Below are 20693 nucleotides of genomic sequence, written 5' to 3' on the forward strand. Positions count from 1 at the left end.
ATCTATGTAACACAGATCACACAAATCGCCCCAGGGGCGTAGGGATAAGGAGGATGAGAAGTACTTGTCAAAAAAGGAGACTAATCCCGTCAGACCACCTTGCACGTATCCACGAGCACATCACCAAATAGGACGGGATATATGAAAATCAAAACAGGCGCACGCATCCTCGCATTGTCCGCACTGGCGACGATGATGTTCTCCGCCTCTGCCCTCGCCAAAATCGAAGAAGGTAAGCTGGTTATCTGGATCAATGGCGATAAAGGCTATAACGGCCTTGCCGAAGTGGGTAAGAAATTCGAGAAAGACACCGGCATCAAAGTGACGGTTGAACATCCGGACAAGCTGGAAGAGAAATTCCCGCAGGTTGCCGCGACCGGCGATGGCCCGGACATTATCTTCTGGGCGCACGACCGCTTTGGCGGCTACGCGCAATCTGGCCTGCTGGCAGAAGTCACGCCGGACAAAGCCTTCCAGGACAAGCTGTTCCCCTTCACCTGGGACGCCGTGCGCTACAACGGCAAATTAATCGCTTACCCGATTGCTGTCGAATCGCTGTCGCTGATTTATAACAAAGACCTCGTACCGAACCCGCCAAAAACCTGGGAAGAGATCCCGGCGCTGGATAAACAGCTGAAAGCGAAAGGTAAGAGCGCGCTGATGTTTAACCTGCAAGAACCGTACTTCACCTGGCCGCTGATCGCTGCCGACGGCGGTTACGCGTTCAAGTATGAAAACGGCAAATACGATGTGAAAGATGTCGGCGTTGACAATGCAGGCGCGAAAGCGGGCCTCGGCTTCCTCGTCAAGCTGATCAAAGATAAACACATGAATGCCGACACGGATTACTCCATCGCTGAAGCGGCGTTCAACAAAGGCGAAACCGCGCTGACCATCAATGGTCCGTGGGCATGGGCCAACATTGATAAGAGCAAGATCAATTACGGCGTCGCACCGCTGCCAACCTTCCACGGTAAACCATCCAAACCGTTCGTCGGCGTGCTGAGCGCAGGCATTAACGCCGCCAGCCCGAACAAAGAACTGGCAAAAGAGTTCCTGGAAAACTACCTGCTGACCGATGCCGGTCTGGCGGATGTCAACAAGGACAAACCGCTGGGCGCCGTAGCGCTGAAATCGTACCAGGAAGAGTTAGCGAAAGATCCGCGCATTGCTGCCACCATGGCTAACGCAAAAACCGGTGAAATTATGCCGAACATCCCGCAGATGGCCGCCTTCTGGTATGCCACCCGCACTGCCGTTATCAATGCCGTGAGCGATCGTCAGACCGTTGATGCTGCACTGAAAGACGCGCAGGGTCGTATTACCAAGTAAAAATGTGAATGCCTTATCCCCGGAAAAGGATAAGGCAACCTGGACAGTTGTATACACGGCATGATTCGCGCGACATCGCGGCGGCAAGGTTGTGTATCCCCGGGCGCTTACAAAAGTAAGTGACTGGGGTGCCCAACCGTAGCCAACAAAGAGGCCGCGTGAAGAGTGCCGCGTAGAGAGGAAATCCCCATGGATGTTGTAAAGAAGCGCCATTGGTGGCAAAGCCCACAGCTTGCCTGGACCGTCATTACCCTGATCGGGCTGCTGGTGGCATACCTTGTCGTTATGATGTATGCCCAGGGGGAATACCTTTTCGCCATTACCACGCTCGTGCTCAGTTCGGCGGGCCTGTATATTTTCGCCAACCGTAAAACCTACGCCTGGCGCTATGTTTATCCGGGCATGGCCGGGATGGGGCTGTTCGTCCTGTTCCCGCTGATTTGTACGATCGCCATCGCCTTTACCAACTACAGCAGTACCAACCAGTTAACGCAGGAACGCGCGCAGCAGGTGCTGCTCGATCGCTCCTTCCAGGCGGGAAAAGCCTACAACTTTGGTCTTTATCCGGAAGGGGATGAATGGCGGCTGGCGCTCACCGATGGCGACAGCGGCAAAAATTACCTCTCCGACGCCTTTAAACCTGGCGGTGAACAGCAACTGGCTCTGAAAGAGGTGCCAGCGTTGCCGACCGGTGAACGCGCTAATTTGCGTGTCATTACGCAAAATCGTCAGGCGCTGAACCAGCTTACCGCCATCCTGCCGGATGAGAGCAAAGTGATAATGAGCTCGCTGCGCCAGTTTTCCGGCACTCGCCCGCTCTACCAGCTCGCGCAGGACGGTACGCTGACCAACAACCAGAGCGGCGCCAAATACCGGCCAAATAACGACATCGGTTTCTACCAGGCGATTAATGCTGACGGTAGCTGGGGCAGCGAAAAACTCAGCCCTGGCTATACGGTGACCATCGGCTGGGATAACTTCACCCGCGTCTTTACCGATGAAGGTATCCAGAAACCGTTTATCGAGATCTTTATCTGGACGGTGATCTTCTCCATTCTCACGGTGGTGCTGACCGTCGCCGTCGGCATGGTGCTGGCCTGCGTTGTGCAGTGGGAGTCGCTGAAAGGCAAAGCGATTTACCGCGTGCTGCTGATTCTGCCTTACGCGGTGCCGTCGTTTATCTCGATCCTGATCTTTAAAGGGCTGTTTAACCAGAGCTTCGGTGAGATCAACATGATGCTGAGCGCGCTGTTCGGCATTAAACCGGCCTGGTTCAGCGATCCGACCACTGCCCGCGCGATGATCGTGATCGTTAACACCTGGCTTGGCTATCCCTACATGATGATCCTTTGCATGGGGCTGCTGAAAGCGATCCCGGACGATCTGTATGAAGCCTCGGCAATGGATGGCGCCGGGCCGTTGCAGAACTTTTTCCGCATCACTTTCCCGCTGTTGATCAAGCCACTGACGCCGCTGATGATCGCCAGTTTTGCCTTTAACTTTAACAACTTCGTGCTGATCCAGTTGCTGACCAACGGCGGGCCGGACCGCATCGGCACCACCACTCCGGCGGGTTATACCGACCTGCTGGTGAGCTACACCTACCGCATCGCCTTTGAAGGCGGCGGCGGTCAGGACTTTGGGCTTGCAGCCGCTATCGCCACGCTGATTTTCCTGCTGGTAGGCGCGCTGGCTATCGTCAACCTGAAAGCCACGCGCATGAAATTCGATTAAGGAGGACGACATTATGGCTATGGTGCAGGCAAAATCGCAGAAGCTGCGGCTGTTTATCACCCATGCGTTACTGCTGGTGTTTATTGCCGCCATCATGTTCCCGCTGCTGATGGTGGTCGCCATTTCGCTGCGTGAAGGTAACTTCGCTACCGGCAGCCTGATCCCGGATAACATCTCCTGGGAGCACTGGCGACTGGCGCTGGGTTTTAGCGTCGAGCATGCCGACGGGCGTGTCACTCCGCCGCCGTTCCCGGTGCTGCTGTGGCTGTGGAACTCGGTGAAAATCGCCGCCATTACTGCCGTGGGCATTGTCGCGCTCTCCACTACCTGCGCATACGCGTTCGCCCGTATGCGTTTTCCCGGCAAAGCGACGCTGCTGAAAGGGATGCTGATTTTCCAGATGTTCCCGGCGGTGTTATCGCTGGTGGCGCTGTATGCGTTGTTTGATCGTCTGGGACAGTACGTGCCGTTTATCGGCCTGAATACGCACGGTGGGGTGATCTTTGCTTATCTTGGCGGGATTGCACTGCATGTGTGGACGATTAAGGGCTATTTCGAAACTATCGACAGCTCGCTGGAAGAAGCCGCTGCGCTGGATGGCGCCACGCCGTGGCAGGCGTTTCGCCTGGTGCTGCTGCCGCTGTCGGTGCCGATCCTGGCGGTGGTCTTTATTCTGTCGTTTATCGCGGCCATCACCGAAGTTCCGGTGGCCTCGCTGCTGCTGCGCGATGTCAACAGCTACACGCTGGCGGTCGGCATGCAGCAATACCTCAACCCGCAAAACTATCTGTGGGGCGATTTTGCCGCTGCGGCGGTGCTCTCCGCCATTCCGATTACGCTGGTGTTCCTGCTGGCGCAGCGCTGGCTGGTCAACGGCCTGACCGCAGGCGGAGTAAAAGGTTAACTTTCATCGTTGTTATCACGCCCTAAGTATTTCGGGTTAGAGCAAGGCGGCGACTGCACGAAACCCCGGGAGCTTACTGAAGTAAGTGACTGGGGTGAGTAAAAGAAGCCAACACAGCTATCACCCGAAAGATGACGGGCGTTGCCACTGCACCCTCAACTTAACTTGTGAAGTCGTTGGCGGCCCGAAAGGCCGCCTTTTTTTATTCGCGCTTCAGCCGTTGGGAGTTACATAACCACAGAGTGATCACCAGTAGCAGGATCGCCGCAGAGTAGATCAGCACATCCATCGGCGACTGATGATCGACGATGATCAACCGCACGATCGCGGTGATGCCGATATAGATAAAGTAGCGCAGCGGGAAATGAAAACCGGACTGAAAGTACTTCACAATCAGTGCGATAAATTCAAAATAAAGGAAGTAGACCACCAGCCCTTCCACCAGCTCATACTTGCTGGTCTGTACCGGCGAAAACAGTACATCCGCCAGATGCAGCGTCTCTTTACCCAGAAAAACAATCAGGATCAGCCCCAGGCTCAGCAGACCCAGGTTCAGCACGGTCTGCAAAATAGTAGAAACAAACTCAGCGCGTGGACGAGTTAGCGACGTCATAACAGCACCTCATTTTATGTGGGGAATCTCCTGTATAACGTAAAAATGTGATCTGGATCTACATTATTTACTTATCTTTTGTGACAGCGCGTGGTGACATGTCTGGCTAGCCGTTTTCATGCAAGAGGAAAAAAGAGCATGCTTACAATGCGTAAAGCATCCGTGGACGACGCGGCGTTAATCAGCGAAATGGGGTTTGCCAGCTACATGCATCACTTTGCTCATCTGTGGCGCGAGCAGAGCGAATTACAGGATTTCCTCCGGCAAGAGTATGCCGTGCCGGTGCTGCAACAGAGCTTACAGGATGAAAAAAGTTGCTGGTTCATTGCCAGCGATCCCTCGCCGGTTGGCTTTGCCAAAGTCTCCTGGCATCGCGCTGTCGATGAACATGGCCCAGTGGGAACGCTGCTGCATAAACTCTATTTTCTGCCGGGCAAAACCGGCCTCGGCTACGGCGAAACGCTGCTGACGGAGATCGCGCGCGTGGCGAAAAGCCGTGGCGAAACCGCGCTCTGGCTGGAGGTACTTGATGCGAATCCCAATGCCCATCGCTTTTATCTCCGCCAGGGATTCACGCACCTGAAAGAGACCTTGTTTAGTACCCCTTCTCAGCAAAGTACACTGCACATTCTCTGTAAACCGCTCTAAAGGAGTCAGCATGCCTACCGCTACCGTGCGCCAGTCCGCCATCCGCAACGTGACCTGCGGCAAGAACGTGGTGATTTACGAACCCGCCAATCTGTATGACTGCATTCTCGGCGACAATGTGTTTGTCGGCCCGTTTGTGGAAATTCAGGGCCATACGCGAATTGGCCAGGGGAGCAAAATTGAGTCGCACAGCTTCATCTGCGAGTACGTGACTCTTGGCGAGCGTTGCTTTATCGGCCATGGCGTGATGTTCGCTAACGACATGTTCCGCGATGGCAAGCCCAATCCCGATCGCGAAAGCTGGGGACGCATTGTGATTGGCAATGATGTTTCTGTCGGTAGCGGCGCCACGATCCTGGCCGTCACCATTTGCGATGGTTGCGTTATCGGCGCGGGCAGCGTGGTAACGAAATCGTTGCACGAGAAAGGGGTCTATGCGGGAAATCCGGCGCGGTTACTGCGGCGACTGTGAAAAGCCCCCTCTCCGCCGGAGAGGGGGTGAAGGATTACTGGAAGTTGATCGTCTTATCGTTGGTCATATCATAAAGCTCAAACTTACGGCCCAGTTTCTGGCCGCCGTCACGCGTCAACGGCGTCCAGCCAACGGCTGCGCGGCTGCGGGTCGGGCCGGTCGTGAACAAATCCAACGGTACAGAGACATACACCCCTTTGGTGAACTCCCCTTCCCCGTACTGCGCCGCCGAAACGTTGGTCTTCGTGGCATACGCGCCAATGACCACGCCGCTATCAAAGTGTTTCGAGACATCCAGCGTAACGCCTTTATCCCCTGCCAGATACTGCCCGGCGCTCGCTTTAATCAGCACATCGTCGGCGAACCACGGCGTCCAGTACGCGGTGAAGTGGCCGGTTTTCACGCTGTAATCGGTGAACTTCATCATGTCCTGCGGGCTGCGCCAGTCGCGCTGTTTCACGTAGTTGCCATCAATACCGAACGCCCAGTGGCTGTCGACCGGACGCCACAGCACTTCCGCACCCGCGCCGCCAAACATGGTTTCAAGGTAACCGGCATACACCTGACCATAGAAATTATTCCCCAGGTAGTGCATGTAGTTCGCTTGCATGTTGTTGACGTAGTAGTCATTTTGCACATATTCACGCACGCGGGTACGCACGCGCGGCAATGCCGAATCGCTGGAGGTATAGCTGAATTTATCGTAGTTGTTAGCCACGTTGGCGAACAGACTGCCGGTGGTCAGTAAATGATCGGTCCACCACCAGTCGGCGGTTGCCATCACACCAACCTGATACATGTAGAAACTTTCCGGGCCGCCGAATGACTGGTTCAACACCGGATCGATATGGAAATCGAATGACGATTTATCGATATACCAGCCCTGCTCTGTGCTGTCCGGCACAATTGGCGTGACCCGTTTCTGCACCAGCTCTGTATCCTGCCCCAGCGGCTCCCCTTCCAGATGGCGCTTCAGGCTGGCGACATCCGTTTCGGTGGTGACGATCGGCATGTTAAGGCTATTTTCCGTCACGCGGATGGTGCGAATGCCATCCGGCAAGTCATTCATGATGATACGGTTTGCCCGCTCAATCCCTTCCTGGGTGTTACGGTATTTCACCTGCTGACCGGTCACATAGAGCGTATCGCCTTTCACCTGGATCTGCGGATCGGCAAAACCAGCGTTATATTTCAACAGAGTAAGCTGATTAGCCACCACCGAATGTTGCAGGATCGCGTCCTGCGGCTGCGGCTGATACTTCGGCCGCGGCGCATCGTTGTAAGCGGGACGTAAGTCGTTGAAATTATTGCGCAGGGTAAAACCAAACATCCAGGTGTTGCCGCGCTCATAGCTCAGGTTAATGTCGGCCCAGTCGGTAATGCGGTAGATCGCGCCAACGTTCACTTTGCTGCGCTGCGGCAGTTTCCCGGCATAATCCTGCTGATAGTTGTTACCTTCATACTCCAGTTTTAAACGCAGTGGGTTCCAGGGGGTCTGATATTCAACCCCACCAAACAGAGCCGTCGGGCCGCGAAACATCTGGCTGGTATCGGTGGAGCCCGCCTGTTTATAGCTGGTGTCGCGCGTACAGTATTTCTCGTCATAAGAGCAGAGCGGGTTTTTGATATTGCCGCTGGTGCCCAGATAACCCCAGCCAATACCGAGAGAGAAATCGAACGGCCCCCAGGCTTTGCTGGCAACCAGATATTCGCCGTCAAACAGCCCTGTCCCGCCGATATCCCGCGCGCCGAGGGAGACTTCCGGTAGCCAGTAGCCTTCCTGCCACAAACGCAGTTTCACATCGAAGGCTTTATCTTTGTAGGTCTGATTGCCGGAGAAGGCTTCCACCGAGCTATATTTGCGTGTGCGCACGTCGGTATAACGTAGCGTCGTTTCCAGCCACGGGAAAAGTTGTATCGAGCCAGAATAGAAACGGTACTGATTGTTATCGCGGTAGTTAAAACTCAATTCACCTTCGCGCGACATGCGTGCGGTTGGTGTTTGCAGCAATCCCACGCCGCCAAAGTCCGACTGGGATGGCCCCACCGGATCAGGATAAGATTCTGCGTGACAGGCTGCGCTAATTCCCAGCGCCAACAGGCTTATTACAAACGATTTTTTCATTATTATTCCGGTATCCGATGCGTCAGTGACTGAAGGATGTCGGCATTCAGTTCGTCATATTCGTTGCTCCACAACCCCGGAGCGAAGCCAACGAAAATCACGCTGCCGGGCATCGGCTCTACGTGGCGGCGGTTCCAATAAGCAACCGGCACTTTTTGTGTCTGACCGGTGGGGTAAATCACCCACGCATAGCTGCGTTCCGCGCCGCTGAGCAGGCTCATATCATCCAGGTAACTCACCACATCCCTGCCTGGTGTAAACGGTTTTTTCCCTGGGCTGCTAATCAGCCCTACCACGGTAATCGTGGCCGGTTGCGGCCCCACCCACAGCGAGTATTCACCCTCCAGCGGACGGTTCGCCAGCCGGTGCGTACGAACGTAATCCGGGTCAAGATTGACTATCTGCCTGCCGGTCACTTTCACCGCCTGCAACTGCTGGCGCAGTGAATTGATGGCAGCGGCAGTGTTACCGCTTTCGTCAGCAGCAAGCGTGCTCAGGCGCGTTAACAACACCTGATGCCGGGCCTGCTCCGCCTGCGTGGCGTGACGTTCACTGACCACGGCACCGGGCCACCAGCTATCCGCAAGCCGGGGTTGCCCGACCAGATCGCTCAAACGCGCAGCGTTGGATAACGTTTTCGGTTTGCTGTCGCCAGCGACGTAGACATTCACCGTCCCGGTGGCCAGCGCGAGCGGAGAAGCGAGGCTGGCTAATAACAGAAGAAAAGTGCGCATCGTCATTGTTTAGCCGCCTTAATCAGTGTGGTCTTCACCGGGAACCAGTCTGCGCCCAGATACTGCTCCGACTGCCTGATTACCCCGGCGTCATCCACCCAGAAGCGGTTGCGCCAGCTCTTTTCGTCTGTGGTGACATCCTCGTCGAGAATACGCACCGCGGTGACATCATTCGCCAGCTTGATGGTGTCGGTGCCGTTCCAGTGGAAGACAGAGCGTGCGGTGGCATAGCGCACCTGTTTGTGCTCCGTCCAGCCCATGGTGCGCGTCCAGCTTGCACCATCAATAATTTGATTCGGTTTTGCCAGCGGATCGGATGCCAGGTTATTCACTTCAATCAGGTTATCGCCGCTGAGTTGTGTTTTTACGATGCGGTAATGCTGCGTCACGATAGTCGCCTGATCCTGCGTTACCCATTTCTGCTGACCGTTTTCGTCGAAAGCGAGCACCACAAACAGTTGCGGGCCGTTGTTAAGCTGCATGTACTGGCTGGCATAGGGCATGTTGAGAATGTCTTCATCTGTCAGTTGCACGCCTGGCACGCCAAAAACGCTATCCCACAGTGAATTTCCCAGGCCTTTGATTTGGCCGGAACATGCCTGAAGCAGCAGGCAAATTAAAATAATACCAGGTCGCTTCACGACTCTTCTCCGAGAGGGGCGGAAATAACCACACCGAAGTGTGGTTATAGTTAATGTACCCGTGATTACTGAGTACTTGTGGTCGTGGTGGTCGTGGTTCCCGTGTTGGAGCCATCGCCGCCACCGGTTGCCGCCAGCGCGACACCCACCGCAGACCCTACGGTGCTGACGCTCGTCGCAGCAGAACTACCTGCCGAGACAGAGGTCGCTGCCGACCCTGCCGCTTCACCGATTTGCACCGGTGCAGCAAAAGCAGAAGTCGCCGCAAGCGCGGATATGGCAAAAATGCCATACAGGACTTTTTTCATATCAATTTCCCTTCATTGAATGAATGGAGATTTACCTGAAAAAACTCAGGCGATATCGAGTATACACAACTAAAGCAGATGAATTACGCAACGGGAAATAGCGGGGAATCTTTTAGGAGAATTGGCAAATAAGGTACACCTGAGAAAGTAATTACATAAAAATGTGATGTAATTCAAACAATTAAATAATGACGAAAGGTTGATACAATAAGGCTAGTCCTAAAATGTATAGTAATACCTGGAAGTAATGGCAGCTTTTTCAGATAAACCTGATCCCCGATATCTGCCGAAGAGAATCATCTCTGTCGCCATAATTTAGCAAAGGGGAAATATCAATATCAGAATCGCTTATATATTGTGGAAACCCGGAAACCAATATATATGCGCAGGGGATTAATATATTCGGCAGGCAAAAAAAGCGCCGCCGAAGCGACGCTTTGTCGATGGTTCGATTAGCCGCGCCAGGATTTGTAGCGGTTAATCAGACCGTTGGTTGAACTGTCATGGCTGGAGATGGCTTTATCATCGCCCAGCTCAGGCAGAATGCGGTTCGCCAGCTGTTTACCCAGCTCCACGCCCCACTGGTCAAAGGTGAAGATATTGAGGATAGCGCCCTGGGTGAAGATCTTGTGCTCGTAGAGCGCAATCAATGCACCGAGGCTAAACGGTGTGATTTCACGCAGCAGGATGGAGTTGGTCGGACGGTTGCCTTCAAACACTTTGAACGGCACAACGTGTTCCAGCGTGGCCGGATCTTTACCCTGATCACGATATTCCTGCTCAACCACTTCACGGGATTTGCCAAACGCCAGCGCTTCGGTCTGTGCGAAGAAGTTAGACAGCAGCTTCTGGTGATGATCGGAAAGCGCGTTGTGGGTGATGGCCGGCGCGATGAAATCACACGGCACCATTTTGGTTCCCTGGTGAATCAGCTGATAGAACGCGTGCTGACCGTTAGTTCCCGGCTCACCCCAGATAATCGGGCCGGTCTGGTAATCCACGGCGTTGCCGTTACGGTCAACATATTTACCGTTAGATTCCATGTTGCCCTGCTGGAAGTAGGCGGCAAAGCGGTGCATGTACTGGTCGTACGGCAGGATCGCTTCGGTTTCAGCACCGAAGAAGTTGTTGTACCAGATGCCGATCAGCGCCAGCAGCACCGGCAGGTTTTTCGACAGCTCAGTGGTGGAGAAGTGTTTGTCCATCGCGTGAGCGCCGGAGAGCAGCTCAACAAAGTTGTCGAAGCCCACGGAGAGGATGATCGACAGACCGATGGCAGACCACAGCGAGTAGCGGCCGCCCACCCAATCCCAGAATTCAAACATGTTCGCGGTGTCGATACCAAACTCACCAACCGCTTTGCCGTTGGTGGAGAGTGCGGCGAAGTGTTTCGCAACGTGTTTTTCGTCACCGGCGGTTTTCAGGAACCAGTCGCGCGCGCTGTGAGCGTTGGTCATGGTTTCCTGGGTAGTGAAGGTTTTAGAGGCCACGAGGAACAGCGTGGTTTCCGGGTTCACTTTTTTCAGCACTTCGGCGATATGCGTACCATCGACGTTAGAGACGAAATGCATGTTCAGGTGATTTTTGTAAGGGCGCAGTGCTTCGGTGACCATAAACGGACCGAGGTCGGAGCCGCCAATACCGATGTTCACCACGTCAGTGATCGGTTTGCCGGTATAGCCTTTCCATGCGCCTGAAATGATCGCTTCAGAGAAGGTTTTCATCTTCTCCAGCACAGCGTTCACTTCCGGCATCACATCTTTGCCATCAACCAGAATCGGGGTATTGCTACGGTTACGCAGCGCAACGTGCAGGACGGCGCGATCTTCGGTGCGGTTAATCTTTTCGCCGGAGAACATGGACTTAATGGCCGCTGTCAGCTCTGTCTCTTTGGCGAGCGCCAGCAGTTTATCCAGAGTCTCTTGCGTGATGCGGTTTTTGGAGAAATCCACCAGCATCAGATCATCGAAGGTTGCGGAAAACTTACTAAAACGGTCGCCGTCTTTCGCGAACAGATCCGCGATAGTGACGTCCTTCATGTCAGCGTAGTGTTTTTGTAATGCCTGCCAGGCAGAGGTCTGCGTTGGGTTGATGTTTTTCATAGCAATACTCTTCTGATTTGAGAATTGTGACTGCGGTCGATTGTAGCGCCTGCCGGGGAAAATTGTGATGGTTTTTGTGCCCGCCCCTCTGTTCTGCGGCTCAAGCACGGCGAAAATGGCCGATTATTCGCATAACATAAGTCATTTTACTGATTGCGAAAGCCGCATGAAAAATCCGCATAATCCCGGCGTTGACAGCGCCCCCGCTAACCCTTTATTTATAACCACACTTCTTGCGCGCGGGCGCAGAAGAAGCTTGCCGGATGGCGCTGCGTTTATCCGGCCTACAGAGTATGTAGGTCCGACACGCACACCGCCACCGGCCAGTTTTAAGTTACCCGAGCCAACGCCGCTTCAGTGCGAGAGACGACGATAATGTATTACCAATGCATTTCGTGTTGTGGCAAGGCGGCAACTGAGCGCATCCCCGGGAGCTTACATCGGTAAGTGACCGGGGTAAGTGAAGGCAGCCAACGCCGCCACAGCGCGGCAAGCGAAGGTAAGTATTACCAACGCATTTCGTGTTGTGGCAAGGCGGCAACTGAGCGCATCCCCGGGAGCTTACATCGGTAAGTGACCGGGGTAAGTGAAGGCAGCCAACACCGCCACAGCGCGGCAAGCGAAGGTAAGTATTACCAACGCATTTCGTGTTGTGGCAAGGCGGCAACTGAGCGCATCCCCGGGAGCTTACATCGGTAAGTGACCGGGGTAAGTGAAGGCAGCCAACACCGCCACAGCGCGGCAAGCGAAGGTAAGTATTACCAACGCATTTCGTGTTGTGGCAAGGCGGCAACTGAGCGCATCCCCGGGAGCTTACATCGGTAAGTGACCGGGGTAAGTGAAGGCAGCCAACACCGCCACGGCGCGAAAGGCGAAGGTAATAGCCAGAAGAGGCGCGTTGCCCAGGTACACGGTGTTCGAAGTGCCAGACTAAAGAAAACACCTGAGGGGGAGTAACGCCGAGATAACAAAGCGCCTGGCAGCGTTCGTTATCGGCTACAGAGGCTGAATCCTCTGGGTTGTCACCAGAAACGTTCGCAGTCGGGCGTTTCGCAAGGTGGAGCGCTTCTGGGGAAAACGTAGTTGTTTTGCTATCTGCGCCACCCCTGTTTTTCGCTCTTCCCTTGTGCCAAGGCTGAATATTGGATCCCCTGACACGAGGTTGTTATGACGAGTTTAGTTGTCGCCAAATTTGGTGGCACCAGTGTTGCCGATTACGATGCCATGAACCGCAGTGCGGACGTGGTGCTTGCCGATGCCAGCGTCCGTCTGGTTGTTCTCTCTGCCTCTGCGGGCGTGACCAATCTGCTGGTTGCCCTGTCTGAAGGGCTGGAAGCCAGCGAGCGCTTCGTAAAACTCGACGCTATCCGCAAAATTCAGTTCGATATCCTGGAACGTATGGCGAATCCTTCCGTGATTCGTGAAGAGATCGAACGCCTGCTGGAAAATATCACCACCCTGGCGGAAGCCGCCTCACTCGCGACCTCGACTGCCCTGACCGACGAACTGGTCAGCCACGGCGAATTAATGTCGACTCTGCTGTTTGTTGAAGTGCTGCGTGAACGTAACGTTCAGGCACAGTGGTTTGACGTGCGTAAAGTCATGCGTACCAGCGATCGCTTTGGCCGTGCCGAGCCGGATGTCGCAGCGCTGGCGGAGCTTTCCGCCCAGCAGCTCGCGCCGCGCCTCAGCGAAGGGTTAATCATTACCCAGGGCTTTATCGGTAGCGAAGCCAAAGGCCGTACTACCACGCTGGGCCGTGGCGGCAGCGACTATACGGCAGCCCTGCTGGGTGAAGCGCTGCACGCCTCGCGTGTGGATATCTGGACAGATGTTCCGGGCATCTACACCACCGATCCGCGCGTTGTTCCGGCAGCAAAACGCATTGATGAAATCGCCTTTGAAGAAGCGGCTGAGATGGCCACTTTTGGCGCGAAAGTGCTGCATCCGGCCACCCTGTTACCCGCCGTGCGCAGCGACATTCCGGTGTTTGTCGGCTCCAGCAAAGACCCAAAAGCAGGCGGTACGCTGGTATGCAACAAAACCACTAATCCACCGCTGTTCCGCGCGCTGGCGCTGCGCCGCAGACAAACGCTGCTGACGCTACACAGCCTGAATATGCTGCACTCCCGTGGCTTCCTGGCCGAAGTGTTCGGCATCCTCGCGCGACACAATATCTCTGTCGATCTGATCACCACCTCGGAAGTGAGCGTGGCGCTGACGCTGGATACCACCGGCTCAACGTCAACCGGCGATACGCTGCTGACCCAGTCGCTGCTGACCGAGCTGTCATCGCTGTGCCGCGTGGAAGTAGAAGAGAATCTGGCGCTGGTGGCGCTGATTGGCAATGAGCTGTCGAAAGCCTGCGGTGTGGGGAAAGAGGTGTTTGGCGTGCTCGACCCGTTCAACATCCGCATGATCTGCTACGGCGCGTCCAGCCATAACCTCTGCTTCCTGGTGCCTGGCGCCGAAGCCGAGCAGGTTGTACAGAAGCTGCATCATAATTTGTTTGAATAAAATTCCTTAGCACGATAAACAATAACTATGGCCGGGCACGAACCCGGCCTTTTTATAAAAAACACAACACAACAATCGCAAGGAATTCCTCACATGCTCGCAACACTGACGCGGCTGTTCCCGTTATGGGCGCTGCTGCTTTCCGTCCTCGCTTATTACTTCCCGCCCACGTTCATTGCCATCGGCCCGTGGGTGGCCACGCTGCTGATGCTGATTATGTTCGGCATGGGCGTGCACCTGAAACTCGATGATTTTAAACGCGTGCTCTCTCGCCCGGCGCCGGTCGCCGCAGGGATTTTCCTGCACTATCTGGTGATGCCGCTGGCGGCATGGCTGCTGGCGTTGCTCTTTAAAATGCCGCCGGATTTGTCCGCCGGAATGGTGCTGGTCGGCAGCGTCGCCAGCGGTACGGCGTCGAACGTGATGATCTATCTGGCAAAAGGCGACGTCGCGCTGTCTGTCACCATCTCTTCCGTCTCAACACTGGTCGGTGTGATCGCAACGCCGCTGCTGACGCGCCTGTACGTCGATGCTCATATCCAGGTGGATGTGATGGGTATGCTGCTCAGTATTTTGCAAATTGTGGTGATCCCAATAGCGCTGGGGTTGATTGTGCATCATCTGTTCCCGCGCGTGGTGAAAGCGGTCGAACCTTATCTGCCCGCCTTCTCAATGGTTTGTATTCTGGCGATCATCAGCGCGGTAGTGGCCGGTTCTGCGGCGTATATCGCCTCGGTTGGTCTGGTGGTGATTGTCGCGGTGATCCTGCACAACAGCATCGGTTTACTGGGCGGTTACTGGGGCGGACGCCTGTTCGGTTTTGATGAATCCACCTGCCGCACGCTGGCGATTGAAGTGGGCATGCAAAACTCCGGTCTGGCCGCCGCGCTGGGCAAAATCTACTTCTCCCCGCTCGCCGCGCTGCCTGGCGCGTTGTTCTCCGTCTGGCATAACCTTTCTGGCTCGCTACTGGCGGGTTACTGGTCCGGTAAACCCGTCGACGGGCGTAACGCGGATACGGTGAAAGAGGGTTAACAATTATGGAATGGCTGAGCCTCAGCCATTCCACTTAACCTGCCGTCTGGCTAACGGGCTCAATAAATACATCAGTTGAAACATTAAATCGCTCAGCCAGAGCCCGAATATGATCGACCGTCAGGTTACGTTCGCCATTGAGAATACGGCTCACCAGAGAACGCTGACCAATTTCATGGCCAAAGGAAGATTGATTTAATCCATACTGATCCATCAAAACGCGCAGGGCGGCGACACCTCGTGGCAGTGACGCCACGCGTGTATTAAATGCCACAAGTTCCGGATCATTATCCTCATAGCGTTCTATTTTCGCCGCAAGTAGTTCGACCAGTGGACTATCCGGAGCCTGCTCAAGCAATTGTTCAACCATCGCCAGCGCGTGTTCGTAGTCCTCTCTGCTGGGGCGATTCCCCAGAAAAGGGACCTGTTTCACCAGTTGATCGGCTGCCTTTATTGCATCATCAATCATTCTTTAGTCTCCCGGTAACGCTTCACCAGTTTGTCATACTCAGCATGCGTCACAATGTGCTTCACGAAAATTTTTCCCGCCCCGAAATCCGCAAAAAACAGCATTCTCAGATGATTGCCCGCGATATTGATAACCCACCATTTATCCCGGTATTTCATTCTGTCCAGGCTGGGGAACTCTTCTCTCAATTCATCAGGATTGCGGTAAGATGTACTTTTCAGCACCTTGTAAACAGCATCCAGCACAAGGGCATGGTTTGGAAAATCGTTGGCCGCACTATCAAACGGCCTCCTTGATATGACGTGCATTGATCCCTCACACGTTCCATTATGGAAACATCATAATCTCCAGTCTCATTGTTGACAAGATGGAAACATTTCTAATATGGGTCAATTCCCAAACTGACGAGTTTGGTTTAGCACGCTACCCTGCGAAATCAGAATGTCACCCGCGCTCTGACAAATATGCGAGGCGCTTTCCAGCGTTTATATACCATCAAACATGCTTTACCTGGCCGCATCGCGTACACTCGTTGCACTTCCCGAGGAGAGACCCCCATGGCCCTGACCAGACTGACGCAAAAAGAGATGACGGAGAGCGAACAACGGGAGCTAAAAACCCTGCTCGATCGCGCCCGTATCGCGCACGGACGCCCGCTCAGCAATTCTGAAGCGAATCATGTGAAAAAAGAGTACATCGATAAGCTGATGGAACAGCGTGAAGCGGAAGTGAAGAAAGCCCGCAAGGTTAAAAAACAGCGGGCTTATAAACCAGATGAGAGCACGACCTTTTCCTGGTCGGCGAATACTTCAACGCGCGGCAGACGCTAATCAGCGCCCTTTCTTCTTCCTGCCCGGCTGGGTAAAGCGTTTACCTGCCGGCTTGCCCCGATTTTTCTCTTCGGGCTTCGCGACATTGACGGCAGGTTTTCTCGCCGCCTGCGGTTTTGCTTTGGCTTTCGGCTTTGCTTCTGAGGATGAGTTCTCAATCAGTTTGAACAGCGCGATCAGTTCGTCGTCGGTTAAATCGCGCCACTCGCCCGGCGGCAGCCCGGTGAGGCTGACGTTCATAATACGCGTGCGCTCCAGCTTCGTGACTTCATAGCCGAAATGCTCGCACATGCGGCGGATCTGGCGGTTCAGCCCCTGCACCAGCGTGATGCGGAAGGTGAAAGGCGCTTCTTTCTTAACCTTGCATTTTTTGGTTACCGTACCGAGGATCGGCACGCCCGCGCCCATACCCCGAATAAACTCATCGGTCACCGGTTTGTTGACGGTTACCAGATACTCTTTTTCGTGGTCGTTACCTGCACGCAGGATTTTATTCACTAAGTCGCCGTGATTAGTGAGAAAAATCAGCCCCTGCGAATCTTTGTCCAGACGGCCAATGGGGAAGATGCGGCTGCTATGATTAACAAAATCAACAATATTGTCTTTTTCGCCGTCTTCAGTGGTACTGACAATGCCAACCGGTTTATTCAACGCGATAAATACCAGATCTTCTGCATTTCGCGGCTCGATAAGTTGACCGTTCACTTTGACAACGTCTCCGGCGACAACCTGATCGCCAATCCCGGCACGCTTGCCGTTGATAAAAACATTGCCCTGCTCGATATAACGATCGGCCTCACGACGCGAGCAAATCCCGCTTTCGCTGATATATTTGTTTAAACGTGTTGATTGGGTTGGCAGCATAAACTCTCCTGTAAAAGCGGAATATAACTGTCTTTAAGAGGAGAAAAAATGGATTTTTATCGTGCGTAAATTAATTTGTGCACTAACCCGATAAAACCCGGGGTTTAAGAGCCGTGCCTGGTGGCACGGCGGGATTAATAATCGTCGCGATCGTCATCTTCATCAGGTTGTTCCAGAACGCCGTAAGCCACCGAGCAGAACAGTGAGTTGAGTCGTTTCATGTCTCCCAGCAGGCCAAGGTGCAACGAACTGGTTTCAATGCTCTGAACGTTTTGCTGATGCAGTCGATCAACGTGCGCATGCGCGTAGCGCCGGTTCATAATACGGAAGCGGTGCTTGCTGCGCCGCAGTCGGCGGGCACTGGTGACATCGCTGGAGAAAAACACCGACATCGCCAGTTTCAGATTCCCCACCAGCCGTTCATGCAGCGCATCCAGCTCTTTCAGCCCTTCCCCTGAAAAAGCACGTCGTGCGGCTAACGATTTGTCGGCGATTTCGCTACCCATCCGCTCGACAATATCGGAAGCCTGCTCCAGGTTAAGCGACATCTCGATAATTTCCGCCCAGCGTTTTGACTCCTCTTCCGCCAGTTCCTCTTTCGGCATACGCGCCAGATAGAGCTTGATCGCGGTATAAAGTACGTTGACGTCATCCGCCAGCTTGCGCAGCTCTTTCTCCTGCCGCGGCTCGCCGTGCATCACTTTATGCAACCCTTCCAGCATCAGCTCCATCGCATCACCCATGCGCAGCGTTTCGCGCGCGGCATTCGCCAGCGCCAGCGTCGGCGTATCCAGCGCAGAGCTGTCGAGATGTTTGGGTTTCAGACGCGCATCCAGCTCCTGTTCATCGCTAATGATGCGTTTACAAAATTGCGCCATCGGCCCGGCAAACGGCACCATCGCCAGACAGCGGATCAGGTTGTAGAAAACGTGGAAGTAAATCACCAGTTCCGCTTCCGGCAGCGGCAGTTTTTGCATCGAACTGGCGAGCACATGGACAAACGGCAGAATAATCAGGCTGCCTACCAGCTTAAACAGCAGGCTGCCGAGCGCCACCCGGCGGGCTGCGGCATTCGCCGCACTGTTATTCAGCATCGCCAGCAAACCGGAACCAAGGTTAGCGCCAATCACCAGGCACAGCGCCACCGGAAACGAAATAATACTGGCGGCGGCCAGCGTTGCCGTCAGCAGTACGGCGGCCAGGCTTGAATAACTGATAATCGCAAAGACCGCGCCAATCAGCGCATCCAGCAGGATATCACCTGTCAGCGAGGCAAAAATCACCTGAACCCCACTTGCCTGGGTGATTGGCGTCACCGCCTGCACGATGAGTTCCAGCGCCAGCAGGATCAGCCCGAGGCCAATACTGACGCGACCCAGTTGTCCTTCACGGGTTTGTTTGCGGCCGAGGAAGAAAATCACGCCGATAAAGATCAGCAGCGGCGACAGCCAGGAGAGATCGAAGGTCAGCACGCGCGCCATCAGCGCGGTCCCGACATCGGCACCAAGCACAATCACCAGTGCCGGGGTCAGCGCCACTAAATCCTGCGCCACGAAGGATGTCACCAGCATGGTCGTCGCGTTGCTGCTCTGCACCAGCGCGGTCACGCCGATACCCGCGCAGAAGGCGAGCGGTTTTTTCTCCACGCTGCGGCTGAGCACCGTCCGTAAACGGGCGCCAAAGACGCGCATCACGCCGGTACGGACAATATGGGTACCCCATACCAGCAAGGCAACAGCAGATAACAGATGAAGCAAAGTCAGCACTGAGTGGGATCCTCCTTATTGTTATGCGTTGTCGGCTATCAGCGGATAGATAACCACAACATTATGGTTTAAGTATAAGGTGTTAAACCCAGGAATAGCGCAGAACACCGCTTAAGCATCCTGCGAGTTGTAAGGAAAAATGACGGTTTTGTGACAATGATGAAGGTTTAGCGCTTAACGGCTGGCGGCATCCATGCCCTGCGACTCATCATTTCGTTTAATCCACATAATAGAACCAATTTTGACCACCTCCGACAGGACAAACAGCAGGATGGCGATCCACGGAGAACGCACATCGGAGAAATGCATAATCAGCGGGATTAGCGCAATGGAGCATTTCAACGAAAATACCCGGCCAATTTCCTGCACGATTAAAAAGATATTATTGATGTCCTTTTTGGCTATCATCCACCAGCCAGAAAATGCTAATGAAACGATCAGCGCAATATTAATAAAGAACAGCAACTGGATCAGTCCACCGGTTAAACCACTTACACCTAATTGTGCGTAGTTAGAATAAAACCCGTGGATGTCGGAATAAAAAGGAATACTGCCACCCTGTATTGAAAAAAATAAATATCCGGCTAATGCCAGTACATCCATAATCCCCCAGAACAGGTATATCTTATTTTTTAAACTCATAATCTTCATCCCTTACCCCTGGAATCCATTGCCATGATTTACCCGATTGCGTCCAGGCATCATCACCTTCGAGATATTTTTGACTTATCGATCGCTTGTCGCCGTAGCGCCTGATTACCGAACGATTATAGAGGATTTCCCGGGTATCTGACGTCACGCTGTCCGGAATGGGCGTCCATAGCTGGATTTTATCCCGGGAGGTATTCATATAATCCTTGCCATCCGAGCCAAATACACGCCCCTGGTCGCCCATACTGGTCGCGCGGTTCAGTAACATCACCGCCGCATTTTTAACACCATGGAAGTCCGTCTCGCTGGTTTTCCAGTAGCCGGGGCCGTACTCCGCCGTCACCGGCACAAAGCTGCTGCGGGTTGGCGCAGGCGTGCCGTGAATCGCCACGCTGTCTTTAAAACCGTTCAGTATGGTCCTGATATAGACGGCATTAAACGACATCTCCTGTACGCAAAACAGCGCGCCGTTTTCCGCAATAAAAAACGGATAGTAGAAGCGATTGCGGGCACTGACATTTGGCCGCATCACCACCACCACGCCCCGGTCCACCAGACTATCAATATATTTTTCTTTTTGATGACCTAATGGATCGTGCGGTAAACCATATTTAAAACCGTGGTGTTTTTTAATGCTATAGCCATCGATACTTCCAAGGACATTATTAGGACTACTTTCGATGAAATATTCCTTTCTGATAATATTTTTCGCGATGTCCGGCGCAAGGATGTTTTCATAATCCTTCGGCAATAGATTTCTTTTTCTTATATCATAAATATCCATTTTATAATACCTAAGTTAAATTTATGACAAACGAATGAACTGCAAAAAAAGGAAGCAATCTTGCCTGTGAGCCAACGCCCATCATACGCATGAAGAGGAACAGTGGTCTAAGAAAATATCCACTTTTAAGAATGTTCTTAGTTTCAATTTGTATTATGTTTGCT

At 53.8% G+C, this 20693-nt stretch carries 20 protein-coding genes and 1 riboswitch; of the genes, 8 read left to right on the top strand and 12 right to left on the bottom strand.

The window, feature by feature from the left end:
- Positions 1–141: 141 nt before the first annotated feature.
- From malE to malG, 3 genes are all read left to right on the top strand, one after another.
- The gene (gene malE / locus Y71_RS26215) at positions 142–1332 is read left to right on the top strand and encodes a maltose/maltodextrin ABC transporter substrate-binding protein MalE (RefSeq protein WP_007372416.1); all 1191 of its coding nucleotides are present in this window, start codon (positions 142–144) and stop codon (positions 1330–1332) included.
- A 189-nt stretch (positions 1333–1521) separates the two neighbouring features.
- Positions 1522–3066, top strand: coding sequence for a maltose ABC transporter permease MalF (malF, locus tag Y71_RS26220; RefSeq protein WP_007372415.1), 1545 nt, complete (start codon positions 1522–1524; stop codon positions 3064–3066).
- A 13-nt stretch (positions 3067–3079) separates the two neighbouring features.
- Positions 3080–3970, top strand: coding sequence for a maltose ABC transporter permease MalG (gene malG, locus Y71_RS26225; RefSeq protein ID WP_007372414.1), 891 nt, complete (start codon positions 3080–3082; stop codon positions 3968–3970).
- 202 nt (positions 3971–4172) lie between these two features.
- On the opposite strand, the gene psiE is transcribed toward malG, so the two are convergent.
- Positions 4173–4583: a phosphate-starvation-inducible protein PsiE gene (gene psiE, locus Y71_RS26230; RefSeq protein WP_007372412.1), complete on the bottom strand. Its 411-nt coding sequence runs from the start codon at positions 4581–4583 to the stop codon at positions 4173–4175.
- 138 nt (positions 4584–4721) lie between these two features.
- Here psiE and Y71_RS26235 point away from each other — a divergent pair, with 138 nt between their 5' ends.
- Positions 4722–5231 (top strand): GNAT family N-acetyltransferase, encoded by a 510-nt coding sequence (locus Y71_RS26235; RefSeq protein ID WP_007372411.1) that lies wholly within the window; start codon positions 4722–4724, stop codon positions 5229–5231.
- 10 nt (positions 5232–5241) lie between these two features.
- Positions 5242–5703 carry an acyltransferase gene (locus Y71_RS26240; protein ID WP_035942755.1) on the top strand — a complete coding sequence of 154 codons (462 nt, stop codon included), beginning with the start codon at positions 5242–5244 and terminating at the stop codon, positions 5701–5703.
- Between the two features lie 34 nt (positions 5704–5737).
- Here Y71_RS26240 and Y71_RS26245 read toward each other — a convergent pair whose 3' ends face one another.
- The 5 genes from Y71_RS26245 to pgi all read right to left on the bottom strand — a co-directional run bounded on the left by Y71_RS26245 (position 5738) and on the right by pgi (position 11613).
- Positions 5738–7828, bottom strand: coding sequence for a YjbH domain-containing protein (locus Y71_RS26245; RefSeq protein ID WP_007372409.1), 2091 nt, complete (start codon positions 7826–7828; stop codon positions 5738–5740).
- A gap of 2 nt (positions 7829–7830) precedes the next feature.
- Positions 7831–8568 (bottom strand): capsule biosynthesis GfcC family protein, encoded by a 738-nt coding sequence (locus Y71_RS26250; protein ID WP_007372408.1) that lies wholly within the window; start codon positions 8566–8568, stop codon positions 7831–7833.
- Positions 8565–9203 (bottom strand): YjbF family lipoprotein, encoded by a 639-nt coding sequence (locus Y71_RS26255; RefSeq protein WP_007372407.1) that lies wholly within the window; start codon positions 9201–9203, stop codon positions 8565–8567. The genes Y71_RS26250 and Y71_RS26255 overlap by 4 nt, the downstream gene beginning before the upstream one ends.
- A gap of 65 nt (positions 9204–9268) precedes the next feature.
- Positions 9269–9511: an exopolysaccharide production protein YjbE gene (yjbE, locus tag Y71_RS26260; RefSeq protein ID WP_007372406.1), complete on the bottom strand. Its 243-nt coding sequence runs from the start codon at positions 9509–9511 to the stop codon at positions 9269–9271.
- Positions 9512–9963: 452 nt separating this feature from the next.
- Positions 9964–11613, bottom strand: a complete 1650-nt coding sequence (gene pgi, locus Y71_RS26265; RefSeq protein WP_007372405.1) for a glucose-6-phosphate isomerase — start codon at positions 11611–11613, stop codon at positions 9964–9966.
- Positions 11614–12493: 880 nt separating this feature from the next.
- Positions 12494–12689, top strand: a riboswitch (Lysine riboswitch).
- Between the two features lie 91 nt (positions 12690–12780).
- On the opposite strand from pgi, the gene lysC reads away from it, so the two are divergent.
- Together lysC and panS are read left to right on the top strand one after the other, a co-directional pair.
- On the top strand, positions 12781–14130 hold the full coding sequence (lysC, locus tag Y71_RS26275; protein ID WP_007372404.1) for a lysine-sensitive aspartokinase 3: 1350 nt from the start codon (positions 12781–12783) through the stop codon (positions 14128–14130).
- 93 nt (positions 14131–14223) lie between these two features.
- Positions 14224–15165, top strand: coding sequence for a ketopantoate/pantoate/pantothenate transporter PanS (gene panS / locus Y71_RS26280; RefSeq protein ID WP_007372403.1), 942 nt, complete (start codon positions 14224–14226; stop codon positions 15163–15165).
- Positions 15166–15199: 34 nt separating this feature from the next.
- On the opposite strand, the gene Y71_RS26285 is transcribed toward panS, so the two are convergent.
- Together Y71_RS26285 and Y71_RS26290 are read right to left on the bottom strand one after the other, a co-directional pair.
- Positions 15200–15634 (bottom strand): helix-turn-helix domain-containing protein, encoded by a 435-nt coding sequence (locus Y71_RS26285; protein WP_007372402.1) that lies wholly within the window; start codon positions 15632–15634, stop codon positions 15200–15202.
- Positions 15631–15942, bottom strand: a complete 312-nt coding sequence (locus Y71_RS26290) for a type II toxin-antitoxin system HigB family toxin (RefSeq protein ID WP_035942746.1) — start codon at positions 15940–15942, stop codon at positions 15631–15633. Before Y71_RS26290 ends, Y71_RS26285 begins: the two co-directional genes overlap by 4 nt.
- A gap of 249 nt (positions 15943–16191) precedes the next feature.
- Between Y71_RS26290 and Y71_RS26295 the strand changes: the two genes are divergently transcribed.
- The gene (locus Y71_RS26295; RefSeq protein WP_007372400.1) at positions 16192–16464 is read left to right on the top strand and encodes a YjbD family protein; all 273 of its coding nucleotides are present in this window, start codon (positions 16192–16194) and stop codon (positions 16462–16464) included.
- Here the strand turns inward: Y71_RS26295 and rluF are convergent, their stop codons facing one another.
- The 4 genes from rluF to Y71_RS26315 form a co-directional block, all read right to left on the bottom strand.
- On the bottom strand, positions 16465–17328 hold the full coding sequence (rluF, locus tag Y71_RS26300; RefSeq protein ID WP_007372399.1) for a 23S rRNA pseudouridine(2604) synthase RluF: 864 nt from the start codon (positions 17326–17328) through the stop codon (positions 16465–16467).
- 134 nt (positions 17329–17462) lie between these two features.
- The gene (locus Y71_RS26305) at positions 17463–19094 is read right to left on the bottom strand and encodes a Na/Pi cotransporter family protein (RefSeq protein ID WP_007372398.1); all 1632 of its coding nucleotides are present in this window, start codon (positions 19092–19094) and stop codon (positions 17463–17465) included.
- A gap of 174 nt (positions 19095–19268) precedes the next feature.
- On the bottom strand, positions 19269–19745 hold the full coding sequence (locus Y71_RS26310; protein WP_139201288.1) for a hypothetical protein: 477 nt from the start codon (positions 19743–19745) through the stop codon (positions 19269–19271).
- Positions 19720–20529 (bottom strand): DUF8093 domain-containing protein, encoded by an 810-nt coding sequence (locus Y71_RS26315; RefSeq protein ID WP_007372396.1) that lies wholly within the window; start codon positions 20527–20529, stop codon positions 19720–19722. Before Y71_RS26315 ends, Y71_RS26310 begins: the two co-directional genes overlap by 26 nt.
- Positions 20530–20693: the final 164 nt, after the last annotated feature.

This window comes from Kosakonia radicincitans DSM 16656, from assembly GCF_000280495.2.
Classification (GTDB): Bacteria; Pseudomonadota; Gammaproteobacteria; order Enterobacterales; family Enterobacteriaceae; genus Kosakonia; species Kosakonia radicincitans.